Source organism: Ruegeria sp. H8 (assembly GCF_056532905.1).
Window position 1 is genome coordinate 259,745 of record NZ_JBQFNY010000004.1, and the last position, 16,952, is coordinate 276,696.

Below are 16,952 nucleotides of genomic sequence, written 5' to 3' on the forward strand. Positions count from 1 at the left end.
TCTGCGCGCCGTCCCGGCGTGGCGGACACTAATACTGTGTGGTGACAACACGCACCTCAGGGAGAAACCAAAAATGAGTGCAGGGGTCGGAGTCGATCTGGAAAACCTGTGGATCCGTTTCGGCGACTTCGTCGCCGTGCGCGATGCAAACGTCAACATCAACGGGGGCGATTTCTTTTCGTTCCTCGGGCCATCGGGCTGCGGAAAAACAACCATTCTGAGGGCAGTGTCCGGCTTTCTTGAACCAAGCGAAGGCAACGTCCTGATTGGTGGCAACAATATGCGCGGTATCGGGCCCAACAAGCGCCCGACGGCGCTGATCTTTCAGAACCTCGCATTGTTCCCGCTGATGAAGGTCTGGGAAAACATCACGTTTTCCATGGAAATCAAAGGGGCCAGTGCTGCCGAACGCCGCAGGCGCGCCGATGAGCTTCTGGACATGATTGCGTTACCGGGGCAAGGGGACAAGCTGCCAAGCGAATTGTCAGGCGGTCAACGTCAGCGTGTTGCTATTGCCCGGGCACTCTGCGCTGAGCCAGACGTGTTGTTGCTGGACGAGCCCCTTTCGGCACTTGACCTGAAGCTGCGCCAGCACATGCGGACCGAGTTGCGTGAAATTCAGCAGCGCGTGGGCATTACCTTCATCTACATCACACACGACCAGGGCGAAGCGCTGACCATGTCGGACAATATCGCCGTCATGCGTGCCGGTGTGATTGATCAAATCGCCGACGGGAAGACGATTTACAACGATCCCAACACGGCTTTCGCGGCTTCATTCGTCGGCGAAAACAATGTGTTCCGCGGTAAAATCAAGCAAGTGATGGGCAAGGAAGCTTTGATAGCGACCAACCGTTCGGGTGATCTGGTGGCAAGGATTTCGACGGCCAATCAGGGCAAGATGAAAGAAGGTGATGACGCGATGATGTTCATCCGTCCCGAGGCCTTTGCGATTGCCCCCGATGGCGCAACGGGCGATCACTTCGTCACCGCCCGGGTCAATCATGAAGAGTTCGAGGGCAACGTCTTTAACATCTTCACAGAAGGTGAAGGCGGAAAAGAAATCAAGGTCTCGATCCCCAACCATGGGCAATCTTTCGAGGACCACACCGGACAGAACATCACGCTGGAATACGAGACGCATAACGCGGTCATCGTTCCTGCCGGTGAACTGGCAGCGGAATAGGGGGACGATCTCATGCCCCGATTTCTGAAAGAATTTTTCAATCGCAACGGCACCGGTATGGGCTTGGCGATCCTGGGTCTGGTTCTGTTCTGGACCATCGGCCTTATCATCCTGCCGCAGCTGTCGATGCTGGATTTCTCGTTCCGTCCAAACCTCCCGCCTCCAGAGATTGGCGGGCCGAAGGACGTCTATACGCTGGAGAACTACAAGTACCTGATATACGGCCCTGAAGGCGGCAGTCAGGATTACAACACGGTTGACCTGCGGGTGTTCTTCCGCACCCTCGTGGCGGCCGTTTGCGTCACGATTTTCAACCTGATCATCTGCTATCCGATCGCCTACTATCTGGGGCAGTCCGAAGGCAGCCACATCCGCATCTTCGCGATCATGCTGATCATCCCTTACTGGATCAACGAAATCCTGCGCGCCTTTGCGTTGCGCATTATCTTCGGTGAAACAGGTGTTCTGAACACGTTGTTCGTGGGGTTGGGGGTCTGGGATACGCCGTTCGACTTCATTCGGAACGATATCGCGCTCTATGCCGGGCTGGGCTATGCCTATATTCTGCTGATGATCTTCCCAATGTATAACGTCATAGAAAGTTTGGATAAAAATCAGATCGAAGCCGCGCGCGACCTTGGTGCGCCGTGGTGGCGGATACATTGGCGTGTGGTCATTCCCTATGCCAAGCCAGGGATCAGTTCGGGCTGTACGATGGTGTTCATGCTGTCTGCGGGCGCGCTGGCGGCACCGCAGATCCTGGGCGGGCCTTCGTCGCTGTGGTTCACACAGCTGATCTATCAGCAGTTCAACGATAACAACGACTGGCCGCAAGGGGCTGCTTACGCGATCGTCCTGCTGGTGACCTGTATCCTGTTCGTGCTGGCCATGATGCGCCTGTTCAAAGTGAACATGGGGGATATCGGGAAATGAACAATTCCTTTCTCCGCATAAGCATCTGGGTCTATCTGTCGATCTTCTTCCTTTATCTGCTGGGACCGCTTGTGATCATGTCGATCACCGCGTTCAACTCGTCCGGCTTCCCACGGATGAGCCCGTGGGAATGTCTGACCTTCCAGTGGTTTGGCGAGCTGTTTCAGGATCAGCGCATCCTGAACGGTATCAAGAACTCACTGATCATCGGGATCGGCACGGTCATCCTGTCAGTGGCCATGGGTCTGGCGGGTGCACTGATGCTGACCCAGATCTGGCCAAAACTTCGGGCGACTTACTATACGATCATTATCGCTCCGATCCTGATCCCGGGTGTTGTTCTGGGTATCTCGACGCTGGTGTTCTGGGATCGTATCAACCGGATGCTGGGACTGGGGGCGGACAGCTTCCTGTCAAATGGCATTTTTCTGACGGTGATCGGCCAATCAACCTTTATCGCCAGCTACTGCATGCTGGTGTTGGTGGCACGCTTGCAGCGATACGACGTGGCCTTGACCGAGGCTGCGCTGGACCTTGGCGCCAGCCACGCCCAGGCCTTCCGCAAGATCCTGTTGCCGTTCATGCGCCCGGCGATTGCATCGGCAGCGGTGTTGGCGTTCCTCGCATCGTTCGAAAACTACAACACCACCACCTTTACCTTCGGTGAATACCCGACGTTGACGATCGAACTGGCCCAAAAGGTCCGTTATGGCATCACACCCGCGATCTCGGCGCTGGCCTTCATCATCGTGGCGCTGACAGTGTTCTTCGCTCTGCTGAACGAAGCCAAGCTGAAACGTCAGGAACTGGTGGCAGCGGCGCGCAAGAACGCGACGGTTGAAGAGCTGGCCGGCAAGATTAAACTGCCCAGCTTCTTTTCCGGCAACATGGCAGCGGTTCTGTTGGTTGTATTTGCCGTCGCAACGATCACAGTTGTTGGCACTGCGGCCACCTACAATCCGGCGCAGTGTATCGCCGATGTCCGCGAGCAGAAGAAGCTGGAAGCGGAACAGCGTATTCAGGAGTTGCGCAAACAGCGTGAAGAACGCCGCAAGCAACGCGAAGCTGAAGAAGCGGAACAGGGCGGTGTTCAAACCACCCCGAAACCGTCGAACAACAGCGGCTTTGGCAATGTTTTTGCACCGAACTCTTTAGGGGGTGACGAAAACGAAGGCGCAGATGGTGGGTCTGACTCCGAAAGCGCTCCGTCCAACAACAGTGGTTTCGGCGGGGTGTTTAACCCCAATAGCCTGCAAAGCGACGAATAGCGGCGCAGCTTCGTAACCTCGGCACCCGCCCGGACTGACCTCAGGTCGGTTCGGGCGGATTGCGTTTCAGGATTTTGACGTCACAACCTTCTACGGTGAGCCCGTTCCAATCCACCGGCCCCGCGTTGTAGTTGATCAGGAAGTCATGATTGGCGATCTCGCGCAGTCGCAGGCCTTGCGGCATCCGGCGCAATGTCAATTCGGCTTCTTCCGCCGCCATGGCTATCACGCGGTCCCAAAGGTCTGCATCGGGAAAGCCGGCCAAGTACCAGATTCCGTCCCCTGCCTTGAGAGCAGCTGTTCCGTCTTCGAAACTCAGCAGGTCTTTGGCCGTTCCTGACAATCGGTCGATCCAATGCCGCGCCGTTCCGCCACCCTTGATCGCGCGTTCAACCGTGGGCGGCAGAGTTTCGACCAGATCAACATCGCAATCGATCCTGCTCAGACCGGGTCTGCCCTTTTCAGGAATTTGAAAATCGCGGGTGATCGCGCCGCTGCGCGGTCCCAGAATGGCAAGATCGCATCTTTCTGCCAGACGTTGTTCCAGATCAGGATCCATGGTGGCCAAACCGGGGGCAAAGATCACCGAGTAATCGGCAGCAATGTCCTTCACCGAAACAAAGTCTACCGACAGACCGGCCCGTCGCAGCGCGCGGTAAGCCGAAAAAACCAATCGGAAATAGTCAAATCCCGCGCCTTGTGGTTGTGTGGACCACGCCCAGTCCGAGGCGTAATCAAACAGAATGGCCACTTTGGCCTGTATCTGTTGCACCGCGCCCAACGAGTTCAGGTCATCCGCGGTCTGGCGGGCCTCTGCCAGTGCAGCAGCAGGGTGATTGTTCGACGTCAGCAAGCCGGCATGCATTTGCTCTTGCGCAAACGGGGCTTGCCGCCATCGGAAATAACTCACCACCTCGGCGCCATGAGCAACGGCCTCCAATGACCAAAGACGCACCATTCCGGGCAGGGGCGCCGGATTATACGGTGCCCAATTCACCGGGCCGGGTTGTTGTTCCATCACCCACCAACGGCCGCGCCCGACCGCCCTGTAGAGATCATGATGAAACGCCTGCATGTCCGGATCGCCCTGTTGCAAAAAGGCGGTCTTGTGCGCGTCGTCGGCGTCCAGCCGGTCCGACAGAAAACCGATCGGATAACTGTCCCAGGTGGCGATATCCAGATCCGCGCCAACCTTGAAATGATCGAAGTCCAGAATACGGCCCATGTAATTGTGCAAAAGCGGCGCATCGGTCAACGGGCGCAGCGCATCCACCTGTGCTTTGTTGAAGGCCGCGACCTGATCCGAACTGAAGCGCCGGAATGCCAGTACATGAGCCGGGTTCGGCTCGGTCACGGTTTGATTGGGCAGGTCGATTTCGCTGAAGTTGCGATATTCCATCGACCAGAACACATTGCCCCACGCCTGGTTCAGCGTTTCAATCGTTCCGTACCGTTCGGCCAGCCAATGGCGAAACGCCTGTTGGGCAGCAGCGCTGTAACTGAGAGTGGTGTCGTGACACCCATATTCATTGTCAATCTGCCACGCGACCACATGCGGGTTCTTACCGTACCGTTCACCCAATATCCGGGCGATGCGGGTAGATTCGTCAACATAGCCTTGATGGCTAAAGCAGTAATGCCGCCGGGATCCGAACTTGCGCGGGTCGCCGTTTTCATCAGCGGCCAGCATGTCCGGGTGTTTGTCCAACATCCAGCGCGGCGGCGTTGCGGTTGGCGTGCCCAGCACGACCTTCAATCCGGCTGCTCCGAGTGTCTCAATCGCGCGATCCAGCCATTCGAACTGAAAAACGCCGGATTGCGGCTCGATCCGGCTCCACGCGAACTCGCCAATGCGCACCCATGTCAGGCCTGTTTCGACCATTTGCGCGGCATCGTCGGCCCACATCGCCTCTGGCCAATGTTCAGGATAATAACAAACGCCAAGTTCCGGCTTCATAAGATGACCTTGTGTTCTGCCTGACCCTGACCGGCATTTCGCGCGGCAAAGGTCATGCCGTTGGTCGGTTGGCTGTCTATTGTTTCTGCGCTCAATCCCTGACGGGCCGTTGTGCAGAAAAGCGTATTCAGTTCATCGCCCCCGAAAGCGGGACAGGACGTATGGGATGCGTCAAATGCAACGGCCTTCAGAAACATGCGGTCGGCCGTGTATGCCGCAACCCGGCTGGCACCCCATTGTGCAATCCAGATATTCCCCTGGGCATCGATGACCGCACCATCCGGGTTCAGACCTTCTTTGCGCAAATCCAGAAAAACTGCGCTGTCGCCTTCCGGCCACCCGGTTTCGGCGTTCAGACGCCAGTGCCTGACTTGTTTCGTTGCGGTGTCGCAGAAATAGGCCACCGAACGATCGGGGGCAAAACAGATCGCGTTTGAGATTGTCACATCCGGAACCAATCGTCTCAACTCGCCTTTCCAGAAGCGATAGATTGATCCGACGCCGGGTTCCGCCTGCTTGCCCATTGTGCCGATCCAAAACCCACCCCACGGATCGGCGCGGCCATCGTTTGAACGGGTCACGGGGTTGTCGGCTTCCAGAGGTGTGATCAAGTTCCGCTTTCCGGATTGCAAATCGAAACGCCACAGCCCCGTTTCCGACGCCATCAGAAGCGTATCGCGATCCACCCAGCCCGCGGCCGAGACATGTTCATCGAAGCTCCAGCTTTTGGGCGCGCCCTGCTCGCGGGTCATCATGCGCTTGCCGATGATATCGAACCAGAAAAGCTGACGCCTTTCAGGATGCCACAACGGGCCTTCGCCCAACTCGCAGGGGCGGTCGTCAAAGATGGCGCTCATCCGGCGGCCTCGTCATAGGCCGTTACGATATGCCGGGCGCGCTCGGCGATTTCGGCGACATCCATTCCGGGTTTGTAAAGTGCAGAGCCTATCCCAAAGCCATCTGCGCCCGCTTTGATCCATTGCCCGAAATTGTCGGGTCCGGCACCGCCAACGGCAAAAACAAGCGCGCCTATGGGCAAAACCGGACGTAAGGCGGCCAAACCCGCCGGACCAGCCATCACCCCCGGGAACAGCTTCAACCCGGTGGCCCCGGCCTTGAGGGCCGCAAAAGCTTCGGTTGGGGTGTAAACCCCCGGCCAGCTTTGCAGGCCCAACGCGACGGAACGCTTGATGACCTCGGCGTCATAGTTGGGTGATACGATCAACTTGCCTCCGGCGGTCGACACAGCGTCCACCTGATCGACTGTCAAAACCGTGCCCGCGCCGATCAGGGCCTGATTTCCAAACGCATCAACCAAAGTGCTGATACTGTCGAGCGGGTCCGGAGAATTGAGCGGCACTTCGATCCGGTCGATGCCGGCATCGATTATGGCGCGGCCAACGGCTTTGGCTTCGTGCGGTTGCAAGCCACGCAATATGGCGATGATGGGACGGCTCATGCGGTTTGCCTTGTCATGTTTCGGGCCAGCGCAAGCCCGGCCAGAGTTGCCTCGGTGGCGTTCGCGGTTTCCACGAATGCGCCCTGCCGTTGCAAGGCTGTTGCATATGTCTGCGACACGCCCTCTGCTCCGATAACGGCCAGTTGCTGCCCCAGCCAATAGGGCCGTGTCGCGGCCAGTTCGGCCCCGATCAACATACCGGAAAGGCGCGCGCGTGCGGTGACTTTGGCCTGACCTTCCAGCAAGTCCGCCGCTCGCAGGTTGAAAAGACGCGCAGCCAATTGTTCGGGCTTTGACAACGTGTCCGCAACCGCCTCGGCGAAGGCGTCTTCGTCCCAGCCCGGGCCTACAGAGTGCCGCAGCACGGACTGACCACACAGCAGGTCGAACAACTCACCCGTCATGAAGGTACGAAAGCTTACAACCTCGCCAGCGCTTACCTGAACCCATTTGGTGTGGGTTCCGGGCAGGCAGATGACGCCGTCCCAATTCTGGCGCGCGCCCAGAAATCCGGCAATCTGGGTTTCCTCACCCCGCATCACATCCGGTGGGGTTGTCTGTTTCAGACCGGGTATGACAAAGGCCCGAATGCGCGGGTCTGATCCAGGTACGCGGATCGGGACATCCGGCAAGGGGTCCGACGGCACGGTCGAATAAGGGGCTTCCACCCAGCCCTGTCGTGCGCCGACCATTCCGCAAGCGACCACATCCACCGGCGCGCCGGGCAGCCAGTTTTCGATCAAATCCAGCAGGGCGGCTTGAAACCCGTCAGGTCCGACATGCGCCATGCCCTTGTCGGATTGCGCATGGTCCAGCGCGGTCGAACCCTGCATGGCCCAGGCCCGTAAATGAGATGTTCCCCAGTCGACGGCGATCCATTCAGTATTCATAACATCATCCCGAAACCACGACGCCGCCATCAACAGCCATACATTGCCCGGTCATCGCATGGCTGGCCCTGGACGCCAGAAAAAGTGTTGGTGCTATCATATCCTCGGGCTTCAGGTGCTCTTTCAGACATTGCCGGTCCAAATGGGCCGCCAGATCCTCGGGTGTGGCCCATTTATCCAACTGTTTTTGCGTCAGAACCCAGCCGGGGGCCAGAGCGTTTACGCGGATTTTCCTGGGCCCCAGTTCTCGTGCCAATGACCGTGTCATCCCCGTGATCCCGGCATTCGAGGTCGTATAGATCGGATAGCCAGCATTGCCCATCATGTAACTGATCGAGCTGAAATTGATGATTGCCCCGCCATCTTTCATTTGCCGGGCGGCTTCCTGACACGCGAAATAATAGGCTTTCAGGTTCACCTCGATCATCCAGTCCCAGAATTCCGTCGTGGTTTCCTCAAGCGTATGACGTTGGTCGTTGGCTGCATTGTTCACCAAGACGTTCAAAGGGCCATGAGCCTGGGCAGCTTTGACCATCGTCGCGTGCAGCAGTTCGGTATCCGTCATGTCGCCTTGCAGGAACAGCGGCGCGCGGCCGTGCTTGTCGCGCATCTCTTCGACAAACCCGCTGGCATCCGACCGACCAATGAAGGCCACATTGGCCCCCTGTGCCATGAATCCATCTGTCAGCGCCGCACCAACGCCCGAGCCGCCGCCGGTGATATAGACGGAGGCCCCGTCGAGATCGTGGAATGTAGCTGGTTGGGTCATCAGTGGCTCTCTCTGGTCACGAGGCGGGTGTCTTTGCCAACAAGAAAATCCAGATCCGCCCCCTGATCCGCTTGCAGCACGTGGTCGATGTAAAGTTTTGCATAACCGCGAGTGTAGTGCGGATCATCCGGTTGCCACGCGGCGCGGCGGGCGTCCAGTTCGTTTTCGTCTACAAGCAGTTCCAGTTCGCCGCTGCTGGCTGAAACACGGATGCGGTCTCCGGTTTTGACCAGCGCCAGCGTGCCACCCGCCTGTGCTTCGGGGCTGACATGCAAAATGACGGTGCCATAGGCTGTTCCCGACATGCGGGCATCCGAGATCCGGATCATGTCTCGTACACCCTCTTTCACCAGTTTCGCCGGAATTGGCATGTTGCCAACCTCGGGCATGCCCGGATACCCCTTGGGGCCACACCCTTTGAGCACTAGGATGCTCTTGGCCGTGACTGGCAGGTCTTCTCGGTCGATATTGGCCTTCAGGTCTTCGATGTTGTCGAACACGAAAGCCTCGCCCTCGGTTTCAAGAAGCGCGTCAGTGGCCGCCGAAGGCTTGACGATTGCCCCATTCGGCGCAAGGTTGCCGCGTAGGACTCGCAGGCCCGCAGCGGGCTTTACAGGATCATCGAAGGGACGGATGACGTCGGTATTGAAACACTCGGCCCCTTCGTAATGTGCTGAGATATCTTTGTTCAGAACCGTCTTTGCCGGGCGCAGGAACGATTTGAGTTCATTCAGTACAACCGGCATGCCGCCTGCGTAGCAGAAGTCTTCCATCAGGTATTTGCCCGACGGCATGCAGTTGACCAGCAGCGGGATTTCGGATCCGATTTCAAAGTCTTTCAGGGTCAGGTCAACCCCGACACGTCCCGCCAGCGCCAGCAGGTGAACCACCGCATTGGTCGAGCCTCCTACGGCCGCGTTGGCGAGGATGGCGTTCTCAAACGCCTCTTTGGTCAGGATGTCCGAGGGCTTGAGGTCTTCGTCGACCATCTCGACGATGCGCTTGCCGGTCATGTGCGCCAGCGCCATGCGGCGGGCGTCGACCGCCGGAAGCGCGGCATTGGTGGGCAGGCTCATGCCCATCGCCTCGACCAGCGACGCCATGGTGGACGCGGTGCCCATGGTCATGCAGACGCCAGCGCTGCGCGACATGCCGGATTCGGCGTTCATGAAATCCTGCAAGGTCATTTCGCCAGCCCGAACCGCTTCGGAAAATTTCCAGACATCGGTGCCGGACCCGATATCCTGTCCGCGGTATTTACCGTTCAGCATCGGGCCTGAACTGACGACGATCGAAGGCAGATCGACAGACGCGGCCCCCATCAACTGACCTGGCGTGGTCTTGTCGCAGCCGCCCAACAGAACGACCCCGTCAATACCATAGGCGCGGATCGATTCTTCGACATCCATGGCCAGCAGGTTGCGGAACAGCATCGCGGTGGGTTTCATCTGGGTTTCACCCAGCGACATGACGGGGAATTCTACTGGAAAGCCGCCCGCCTCCCACACGCCGCGTTTTACGCCCTCGGCCAGATCGCGCAGGCCCGAGTTGCAGGGGGTCAGTTCCGACCAGGTGTTGCAGATGCCAATTATGGGTCGCCCGTCAAAAGCGTGGTCGGGAAAGCCCTGGTTTTTCATCCACGACCGGTGGATGAAGCCATCCTTGTCGAGTTTTCCATACCAATGCTGTGAGCGGCGTTTTGTCATTTCTGGCTTTGTTTTTCTTGGCGGAAGTTGGATCTGAGTATTTGTGAAAAGATGAAGATCAGGCGGCGCGGGCCGGCCGGCACCAGTCGGGCAGCCAATCGTTGTGGGCCGTCAGCAGATCCTTGACAAGGTTGCGGATCTGGCGCAGGTCCAGTTCGGCGGCGGTGTGCGGATCCATCATCGCGGCGTGATAGATATATTCGGGGTTCTGTTCTGTCAGGGCCCGAACAGTCAGTTCCTGTACATTGATCTGGGTGCGCATCAGGGCAATCAACTGCGGCGGGATGTCGGTCACGACAGAAGGCTGTACGCCGTTGCTGTCGACCAGGCAGGGGGTTTCGACCGCCGCGCCCATGGGAAGTTGCGGGATCTGGCCGGTATTGGGCAGGTTGCCATAGGCCATGTAAGGCGTGTTCGTAACGATCGCGTTCATCAGGTCGGCGGCGAATTCGTGGCTGCGCGTGACATCGATATTGCGCCCGTCGGTCAGGGTCTTGGCCTGTTCCTTCCACATCTCGACCTGCTCGACGCAGCGGGTGGGGTATTCGTCCAGCGGGATGGAAAATTCCTCGATCAGGTCCTGTCGCCCGTCCTTGATGAACCACGGCACGTATTCGGCCAGGTGTTCCGAGCTTTCTGTGCAGAAATAGCCCAGGTGATCCATCACCTCGTAGCGCACCTTGTTGGGGCAGCGCGGCATCAGCAGCGGCGCCTTCGGGAATTTCCCCGAGTGATAGCCCTGGCGCAGTGCCGGATACAGGTCGCGGCCTTGATGTTCCAGTTTCAGAAAGAATGCGACGTGATTGACGCCAGCGACTTTGTAGCGGAACTCATCCTTTGGCAGATCCAGATCGTGGGCCAGTTCCTCGACAGTATTTTGAACCGAGTGACAAAGACCCACATGTTTCAGGGTCGGGAAGCGTTCGGCCAGTGCCCAGGTGTTGATGGCCATCGGATTTACGTATTGCAGCAATGTCGCGTTCGGACAGAGTTGCATCATGTCCCCTGCGACATCCCAAAGCACCGGAACCGTGCGCAGGCCTCGCATGATCCCTCCGACGCCCAGCGTATCAGCGATGGTTTGACGCAAGCCATACTGCTTGGGGATCTCGAAATCGGTGATCGTGCAGGGATTGTATCCCCCCACCTGAAACGCGGTGATGACGAAATCGGCCCCGTCCAGCGCCGCGCGGCGGTCGGTATGGGTCGAGACTGTCGCCCCGGCCCCGACCGAGCGGATCATGGAGCGCGCAACTGCTTCGCTTTCCGCAAGGCGCTCGGGATCGATATCCATAAGCGCAAAGTGACTGTCTGCCAGCGCAGGGGTCAACAGAGCATCTCCAACGATGTTCTGCATGAAAATTGTGGACCCGGCACCGATAAAGGTAATTTTGGTCATTTCACAGCTCCGAGGGTCAAACCCGCAATGAAGTGTTTCTGCATCAGGAAGAACATGGCTACCGGTGGCAGAGCCGCCACGATGGAGCCCGCGCTCATCAATTGATAAGCGGCGCGGAATTGTGCGTTGAAACTGGTGATTCCGGCAGTTACAGGCTGGCTTTCTGCGCCTTGCGTCAGGACGACGGCCCAGAAATAGTCGTTCCAGATGAAGGTGAAAATCAGCACGCTGAGTGCGGCGATCGCGGGCTTCATCAGCGGCAGGACCACGTACCAGAAGATACGCCATTCGCTGATGCCTTCGACCCGTGCGGCCTCGATCAGTTCAAAGGGCAGGGCGCGGATGAAGTTGCGCATGAACAGGGTGCAGAACCCGGTCTGAAACGCGATGTGGAACAGGACCAGCCCGGTCTTGGTGTTGTAGAGCCCAAGTTGCAGGGTCAGGTCGCGCACCGGCACCATCAGGATCTGGAAGGGCACGAAATTCCCGGCCACGAACATGAAAAAGATCCAGAGGTTCGACTTGAACTTGTAGATGCCAAGCGCGAAGCCGGTCATGCAACTGAGCGCCACCGCTCCGATCACGGTAGGGACGGTGATCATGAATGAATTCAGCAGGTATCGGGGCATGTCCGAATTGAAGAACACCTGCCCATAGTTGAACGCGCCCTCAAAGCTGGACGGCATCCCCCAGTAATTCGCGTTGGTGAAGTCAGCAGCGGGTTTTACCGAGAAAAGAGCAACCGCCAGCAGGGGACCCAGCCACAACAGAAGGGCCAATGGAAGCATGGCTTGATACGTGATCTGCGCCGCGCGGGGTTGTTTTTCGATGGGTTTGGGAAACATCTCAGCGCCCCTTCTCTTCACGGTACATCGACCACAGGAAGTAGGCGATGAAGCACAACATGATCAGGAAAAGGATCACGGCGATGGCCGCGCCATAACCCATGCGGAAGCCATATTCGGACAGCGCGACCTCGAACATGTAATAGGCCAGCACGCGGGAGGATCCGAAAGGTCCGCCTTGTGTCATGATTGAGATCAGGTCGAATGACCGTAATGCGCCGATGATGGTCACGACAAACGCGATAAAGGTTGCGGGCCGCAATTGTGGAATGATGATGTGCCAAAGCATCTTCCAACCCTTGGCCCCGTCCAGGCGTCCTGCTTCGATCTGTTCCGGATCCACAGCGTTCAGGCCGGTCAGGTACAGGATCATGCAATAGGCGGTCTGTGGCCAGAGGCCGGCGAAGATGATTCCGTAGGTCACAAAACGCTCATCGCCAAGCACGTTCAGCGGGCCAAGGCCGAAGAGGCCGAGGAATTCGTTCAGCAACCCGAAGGTCGGATCGTAGAACCAGGTGAACACCAGCCCCACCACGACCTGAGAAATCACGAAAGGAAAGAAAAACAGGGACTTATACAGGCGGATGCCCCAAACGGTCTGATTCAGGAACAGGGCGATGAACAAACCTGCCGGAATCGCAGCTAGGTAAAGGATCAGCCAGATCAAGTTGTTTTTCATCGAGATGTAGAAAGCATCCCGGTCTACCCATTCCCAATAGAGGTCTTCGTAGTTACGAAAGCCGACGTATTCCGCAGCGCCCAGGCCGTCCCACTCGTAAAGTGACAGGTTGAAGGACTGGAATACCGGGATAATCACATAGACCAAAAAGAACAGCATCCCGGGGGCCAGAAACAGCCAGGGTGCGATGCGTTGTTGGTTGCGATGGAACCAGCTTTCCTGTTCTGAGGCGTCGGCTGCAACTGTCATGGGAAACTCGGGTCTGTTGGAGCAAGGCGGGTCGGAACCCGCCCTACGATTCTAAGGAGCGTGGGCCGGGCTTTGGCCCGACCCTGGACTGGTCAGTTATCGTAAATACGCTCGCGCGCGCGTTCGAGTTTGGCCAGTATCCGGTCCAAGTTGTCGGGTTTGACCATGAATTCCTGGAAACCTTCCATGGACACTTTGGCCATTTCCGCAGGCGCGTCGCGGTCCCAGAACTGGGCTACCCCACCGGGGCTGTTGGACGAAAGCATTTCAAAGCCCTGTTGCAGGAACTTGTCGTCATCCACAGCGGATTGCGCGTTGACCGGCAATTGGCCGAGATTCGCGCCGTTGTTGATTTCGGTCTGTTCATCAGCAGAGACCACGAAACGCAGGAATTCGCGCGCAGCTTCCTTGTTCGAAGCATTGGCCGGGATGTGGAACGTGTCGGTCGGGGCGTCTTCGGCCAGCTCAACATCGGGATTGATCGCGACGAACTGGTAGAAATCCAGCTGGTCATCCGTCAGGCCCGCATCGCGCAACGGCGCCACTGCGAAGTTGCCCATCAGATAGGCTGCTGCCTCACCATTGACCATGAAGGGCAGGGCTTCCTGCCAGCTATACGTCTGGTGATTGTCGATGAAGGCGCCCATGTCGATCAACTGTTTCCAGTTGGCGAAAGTCTGTTTTACCCGGTCATCTTCCCAGCTTACTTCGCCGTTGGCGAGTTGCTGGTGGAAGTCGAAACCATTGGTCCGCATGTTCAGGTAATCAAACCAGCCACCGGCGGTCCAAAGGAACTTGGTGCCAATAGTATAGCAGGCCCGTCCGGAATCGACGATTTTCTGGCAGTTGGACAGTTCTTCTTCCCAAGTGGTCGGCTCGCTCAGGCCTAGCTCGTCAAAGATGTCTTTGCGATAGTAGACACCCCACTGATAGTAGGTATAGGGCACGCCCCATTGCTTGCCGTCGATTGTCAACGCGCCTTTGGTCGAAGCGAGGTTGTCGGCGATCTCGGGCTCGGCCCATAAATCTGAAACATCCTCGAACAGACCCGCCTCGACATATGGTTTCATACGGTTGGCCGCGTACCACGTAGCCACATCCGGGGTGTCGGCCGTCAGGAAGTTCCGGATCTGTGTTTTATAGGCTTCGCGGTCGATAACGGTTGTTTCGATTTCCAACCCCGGATGCAGTGCCCCAAACCGTTCGATCATCGCCTCCATCGTCGCGCGTGGCGCCGGGTTCGATGTGTCCAGAAAAATCCGCAGATCTCCGGTGAGTTCCGCAGCAACTGGCGCCGCCATCGCGACACCAAGCGCCAGCGCAGCCGTCGTGCGCTTGAAAGTTGAATACATGGTTTCCTCCCTGTTGCTCTCCTACAAAGTTCCAAATAATGAAACCTTGTTTTATATATTGAAAACTACACATCGACTCGGTTACTGTTGTCAAGACCCTCGTGAGGATGGCGAGGGATAATCGGAGGAGAATGATGGCCCGTGTCAGGTGACGGAACTATAGGCAAAGCATGTGATGTGCTGGATCACGTGGCATCGTTCGAGCGCCCCGTGCGATTTGCTGAACTTTTGGAAAACAGCGATTTTCCAAAGGCTACCCTGTATCGATTTCTGCAATCCCTGACCAACCAAGGAATGCTGTCTTATGACCGCGACAGGCAGACCTATGCGCCCGGTATGCGGTTGGTTCGGTTGGCCCATGCGGCATGGACGCAAAGCTCACTGGCTCCGATAGCGCGGCCTTTTCTGGATGCCCTCAGCCGAGAAACCGGTGAAACGGTGCATCTGGCGCAACTTGATTCCAGTCAGGTTCTTTACGTCGACAAACGCAACGCCGCACAACCAATCGAGATGTACTCTCAGGCTGGAAAAGTTGGACCGGCCTACTGCACGGGGGTCGGCAAGGCGATGCTGGCATTCTTGGACGAAGATGCGTTGAACAAGGCGGTGTCGCAGCAAAGCTATCACCGCTTCACCGACAAAACGCTGACATCCGAAAAGATGTTGCGGGCTGATCTTGACAGAATTCGCAGCCGGGGATTTGCCATCGATGATGAAGAGCACGAGCCTGGCATCATATGCATCGCCTGCCCAGTTCTGACGTCAAACGGTCGGATGCTTGGCGCGATTTCGATAACCGGGTCCACCGAACGAATGGATTTCGTTCAACTCGAAGCCTGGGTGCCGCGCCTGCGGCGTGTGGCCGAACAAATTGGAGCCGAGGCACAAGCCTGGCGGTTTCCCGAAACAGGCCAAAGTTCCAAAAACGACAGGATGTTGATGACATGACAGGTGTAACTCTGAATCGGGCAATCAAGCGGTACGGTCAGACTCAGGTCATTCATGGGATCGACCTGCAAATCGAAGATGGTGAGTTCTGCGTTTTTGTAGGGCCTTCGGGGTGCGGAAAATCCACGTTATTGCGGATGATTGCAGGGCTGGAAGAAACCTCGGAAGGTGAGATTCACATCGGATCGCGCGAGGTGACACATATGGACCCGGCCAAGCGCGGCGTGGCGATGGTGTTTCAGACTTATGCGCTCTACCCGCACATGTCAGTGGCGGAAAACATGGGATTTGGCCTGCGCATGAACGGTGTCCCAAAAGCCGAGATCGACCAGAAGGTGCAGGAGGCATCGAGCATTCTGAAGCTTGATCCCTATCTCAAGCGCAAACCCAAGGCCCTGTCCGGGGGGCAACGGCAAAGGGTTGCGATCGGGCGGGCGATTGTACGCGGGCCCGAGGTTTTTCTGTTTGACGAACCCCTGTCCAACCTGGACGCTGAATTGCGTGTCGAGATGCGCGTCGAAATCGCGCGTCTGCATCAGGAAATCGGTGCAACCATGATCTATGTGACCCATGATCAGGTCGAAGCCATGACGATGGCCGACAAGATTGTGGTGCTGCGCGATGGCCGGATCGAACAGGTCGGCGCCCCGATGGATCTGTACCGTGATCCTGACAACCGGTTTGTTGCAGGTTTCATCGGTTCGCCCGCGATGAACTTTCTTGATTGCGATTATGCCGACGGCCATGTCACCCATCCCGCTTTGGGCCAGCCATTGCCGGTCTCGGCAGCTGTTCCTGCCGGAACGGACAAGGTGACATTGGGGATGCGCCCTGAACATATTCATATCGACCGGTCTGCGGACACCTGCACCGTGGACCTGACAGAAGCGCTCGGGGGTGTATCCTACTCGTATTTGCTGACGCCAAATGGTGACAAACTGATTGTCGAAGAGAGGGATGACCAGCGCAGCAAAACCGGGGACCGGATTGGCATATCCATTCAACCTGACCGTGCCATGGTATTTGATCCCGAGACAGGACAGAGATTTCGGTAATCCTTGGCCGCAACCCGAAAAACTTCGTGGGACAAGCTGTACAGCTTCATGGAAAACACTTGGCGTGACCTGAAGGGAAACGTCAAAGACAGGCGGGTGAAACGTTGAGCTGATGACATCAAAAGCCATCCACGCCCCGCCCGTGGCAAAACGCGCGGGCACAGATGATTGATTCCCAGCGCAACGTGATTTAAGGGAGGCCCTGTCAAAACAGAGTCACCCAGGGGCGGTATCGTGATCGCGCCCCTCCCGCGCCA

At 57.5% G+C, this 16,952-nt stretch carries 15 protein-coding genes; 5 read left to right on the forward strand and 10 right to left on the reverse strand.

What is annotated here, in order from left to right; all coding sequences use genetic code 11:
• The first annotated feature begins 73 nt into the window (after positions 1-73).
• Genes ACR0A2_RS12695 through ACR0A2_RS12705 form a run of 3 tightly spaced genes read left to right on the forward strand, consistent with a single transcriptional unit; the run spans position 74 to position 3,387 of the window.
• Complete coding sequence (locus ACR0A2_RS12695; RefSeq protein WP_152460254.1) at positions 74-1,186, forward strand: ABC transporter ATP-binding protein; 1,113 nt, start codon at positions 74-76, stop codon at positions 1,184-1,186.
• 12 nt (positions 1,187-1,198) lie between these two features.
• Positions 1,199-2,119, forward strand: a complete 921-nt coding sequence (locus ACR0A2_RS12700) for an ABC transporter permease (RefSeq protein WP_171119259.1) — start codon at positions 1,199-1,201, stop codon at positions 2,117-2,119.
• On the forward strand, positions 2,116-3,387 hold the full coding sequence (locus tag ACR0A2_RS12705) for an ABC transporter permease (protein ID WP_480835332.1): 1,272 nt from the start codon (positions 2,116-2,118) through the stop codon (positions 3,385-3,387). The genes ACR0A2_RS12700 and ACR0A2_RS12705 overlap by 4 nt, the downstream gene beginning before the upstream one ends.
• 40 nt (positions 3,388-3,427) lie before the next feature.
• Here the strand turns inward: ACR0A2_RS12705 and ACR0A2_RS12710 are convergent, their stop codons facing one another.
• From ACR0A2_RS12710 to ACR0A2_RS12755, 10 genes are all read right to left on the reverse strand, one after another.
• Entirely contained in the window at positions 3,428-5,344 is a 1,917-nt protein-coding gene (locus ACR0A2_RS12710) for a beta-galactosidase (RefSeq protein ID WP_480835334.1), read from the reverse strand.
• Complete coding sequence (locus ACR0A2_RS12715) at positions 5,341-6,201, reverse strand: SMP-30/gluconolactonase/LRE family protein (protein ID WP_480835336.1); 861 nt, start codon at positions 6,199-6,201, stop codon at positions 5,341-5,343. The genes ACR0A2_RS12710 and ACR0A2_RS12715 overlap by 4 nt, the downstream gene beginning before the upstream one ends.
• Complete coding sequence (locus ACR0A2_RS12720) at positions 6,198-6,803, reverse strand: 2-dehydro-3-deoxy-6-phosphogalactonate aldolase (protein ID WP_480835338.1); 606 nt, start codon at positions 6,801-6,803, stop codon at positions 6,198-6,200. The genes ACR0A2_RS12715 and ACR0A2_RS12720 overlap by 4 nt, the downstream gene beginning before the upstream one ends.
• Entirely contained in the window at positions 6,800-7,693 is an 894-nt protein-coding gene (locus ACR0A2_RS12725) for a 2-dehydro-3-deoxygalactonokinase (RefSeq protein ID WP_480835340.1), read from the reverse strand. Before ACR0A2_RS12725 ends, ACR0A2_RS12720 begins: the two co-directional genes overlap by 4 nt.
• Positions 7,694-7,697: 4 nt before the next feature.
• Entirely contained in the window at positions 7,698-8,462 is a 765-nt protein-coding gene (locus ACR0A2_RS12730; RefSeq protein WP_480835342.1) for an SDR family NAD(P)-dependent oxidoreductase, read from the reverse strand.
• Complete coding sequence (locus ACR0A2_RS12735; protein ID WP_480618896.1) at positions 8,462-10,168, reverse strand: IlvD/Edd family dehydratase; 1,707 nt, start codon at positions 10,166-10,168, stop codon at positions 8,462-8,464. The genes ACR0A2_RS12730 and ACR0A2_RS12735 overlap by 1 nt, the downstream gene beginning before the upstream one ends.
• Before the next feature lie 58 nt (positions 10,169-10,226).
• Positions 10,227-11,567: an alpha-galactosidase gene (melA, locus tag ACR0A2_RS12740; RefSeq protein WP_480835344.1), complete on the reverse strand. Its 1,341-nt coding sequence runs from the start codon at positions 11,565-11,567 to the stop codon at positions 10,227-10,229.
• Positions 11,564-12,412 (reverse strand): carbohydrate ABC transporter permease, encoded by an 849-nt coding sequence (locus tag ACR0A2_RS12745; RefSeq protein WP_170345350.1) that lies wholly within the window; start codon positions 12,410-12,412, stop codon positions 11,564-11,566. Before ACR0A2_RS12745 ends, melA begins: the two co-directional genes overlap by 4 nt.
• Position 12,413: 1 nt before the next feature.
• Positions 12,414-13,340: a carbohydrate ABC transporter permease gene (locus ACR0A2_RS12750; RefSeq protein ID WP_480835347.1), complete on the reverse strand. Its 927-nt coding sequence runs from the start codon at positions 13,338-13,340 to the stop codon at positions 12,414-12,416.
• A 92-nt stretch (positions 13,341-13,432) separates the two neighbouring features.
• A complete protein-coding gene (locus ACR0A2_RS12755; protein ID WP_480835349.1) occupies positions 13,433-14,692 on the reverse strand; it encodes an ABC transporter substrate-binding protein in 1,260 nt (419 codons plus the stop codon).
• Positions 14,693-14,833: 141 nt separating this feature from the next.
• Here ACR0A2_RS12755 and ACR0A2_RS12760 point away from each other — a divergent pair, with 141 nt between their 5' ends.
• Positions 14,834-15,640: an IclR family transcriptional regulator gene (locus ACR0A2_RS12760; protein WP_480835351.1), complete on the forward strand. Its 807-nt coding sequence runs from the start codon at positions 14,834-14,836 to the stop codon at positions 15,638-15,640.
• Positions 15,637-16,695, forward strand: a complete 1,059-nt coding sequence (locus tag ACR0A2_RS12765; protein WP_480835353.1) for an ABC transporter ATP-binding protein — start codon at positions 15,637-15,639, stop codon at positions 16,693-16,695. Before ACR0A2_RS12760 ends, ACR0A2_RS12765 begins: the two co-directional genes overlap by 4 nt.
• The last annotated feature ends 257 nt before the right edge of the window (positions 16,696-16,952 follow it).

Coding starts and splice junctions, on each gene's coding strand:
- ACR0A2_RS12695 (WP_152460254.1), top strand. CDS start 74: ATGAGTGCAGGGGTCGGAGTCGATCTGGAAAACCTGTGGATCCGTTTC.
- ACR0A2_RS12700 (WP_171119259.1), top strand. CDS start 1,199: ATGCCCCGATTTCTGAAAGAATTTTTCAATCGCAACGGCACCGGTATG.
- ACR0A2_RS12705 (WP_480835332.1), top strand. CDS start 2,116: ATGAACAATTCCTTTCTCCGCATAAGCATCTGGGTCTATCTGTCGATC.
- ACR0A2_RS12710 (WP_480835334.1), bottom strand. CDS start 5,344: ATGAAGCCGGAACTTGGCGTTTGTTATTATCCTGAACATTGGCCAGAG.
- ACR0A2_RS12715 (WP_480835336.1), bottom strand. CDS start 6,201: ATGAGCGCCATCTTTGACGACCGCCCCTGCGAGTTGGGCGAAGGCCCG.
- ACR0A2_RS12720 (WP_480835338.1), bottom strand. CDS start 6,803: ATGAGCCGTCCCATCATCGCCATATTGCGTGGCTTGCAACCGCACGAA.
- ACR0A2_RS12725 (WP_480835340.1), bottom strand. CDS start 7,693: ATGAATACTGAATGGATCGCCGTCGACTGGGGAACATCTCATTTACGG.
- ACR0A2_RS12730 (WP_480835342.1), bottom strand. CDS start 8,462: ATGACCCAACCAGCTACATTCCACGATCTCGACGGGGCCTCCGTCTAT.
- ACR0A2_RS12735 (WP_480618896.1), bottom strand. CDS start 10,168: ATGACAAAACGCCGCTCACAGCATTGGTATGGAAAACTCGACAAGGAT.
- melA (WP_480835344.1), bottom strand. CDS start 11,567: ATGACCAAAATTACCTTTATCGGTGCCGGGTCCACAATTTTCATGCAG.
- ACR0A2_RS12745 (WP_170345350.1), bottom strand. CDS start 12,412: ATGTTTCCCAAACCCATCGAAAAACAACCCCGCGCGGCGCAGATCACG.
- ACR0A2_RS12750 (WP_480835347.1), bottom strand. CDS start 13,340: ATGACAGTTGCAGCCGACGCCTCAGAACAGGAAAGCTGGTTCCATCGC.
- ACR0A2_RS12755 (WP_480835349.1), bottom strand. CDS start 14,692: ATGTATTCAACTTTCAAGCGCACGACGGCTGCGCTGGCGCTTGGTGTC.
- ACR0A2_RS12765 (WP_480835353.1), top strand. CDS start 15,637: ATGACAGGTGTAACTCTGAATCGGGCAATCAAGCGGTACGGTCAGACT.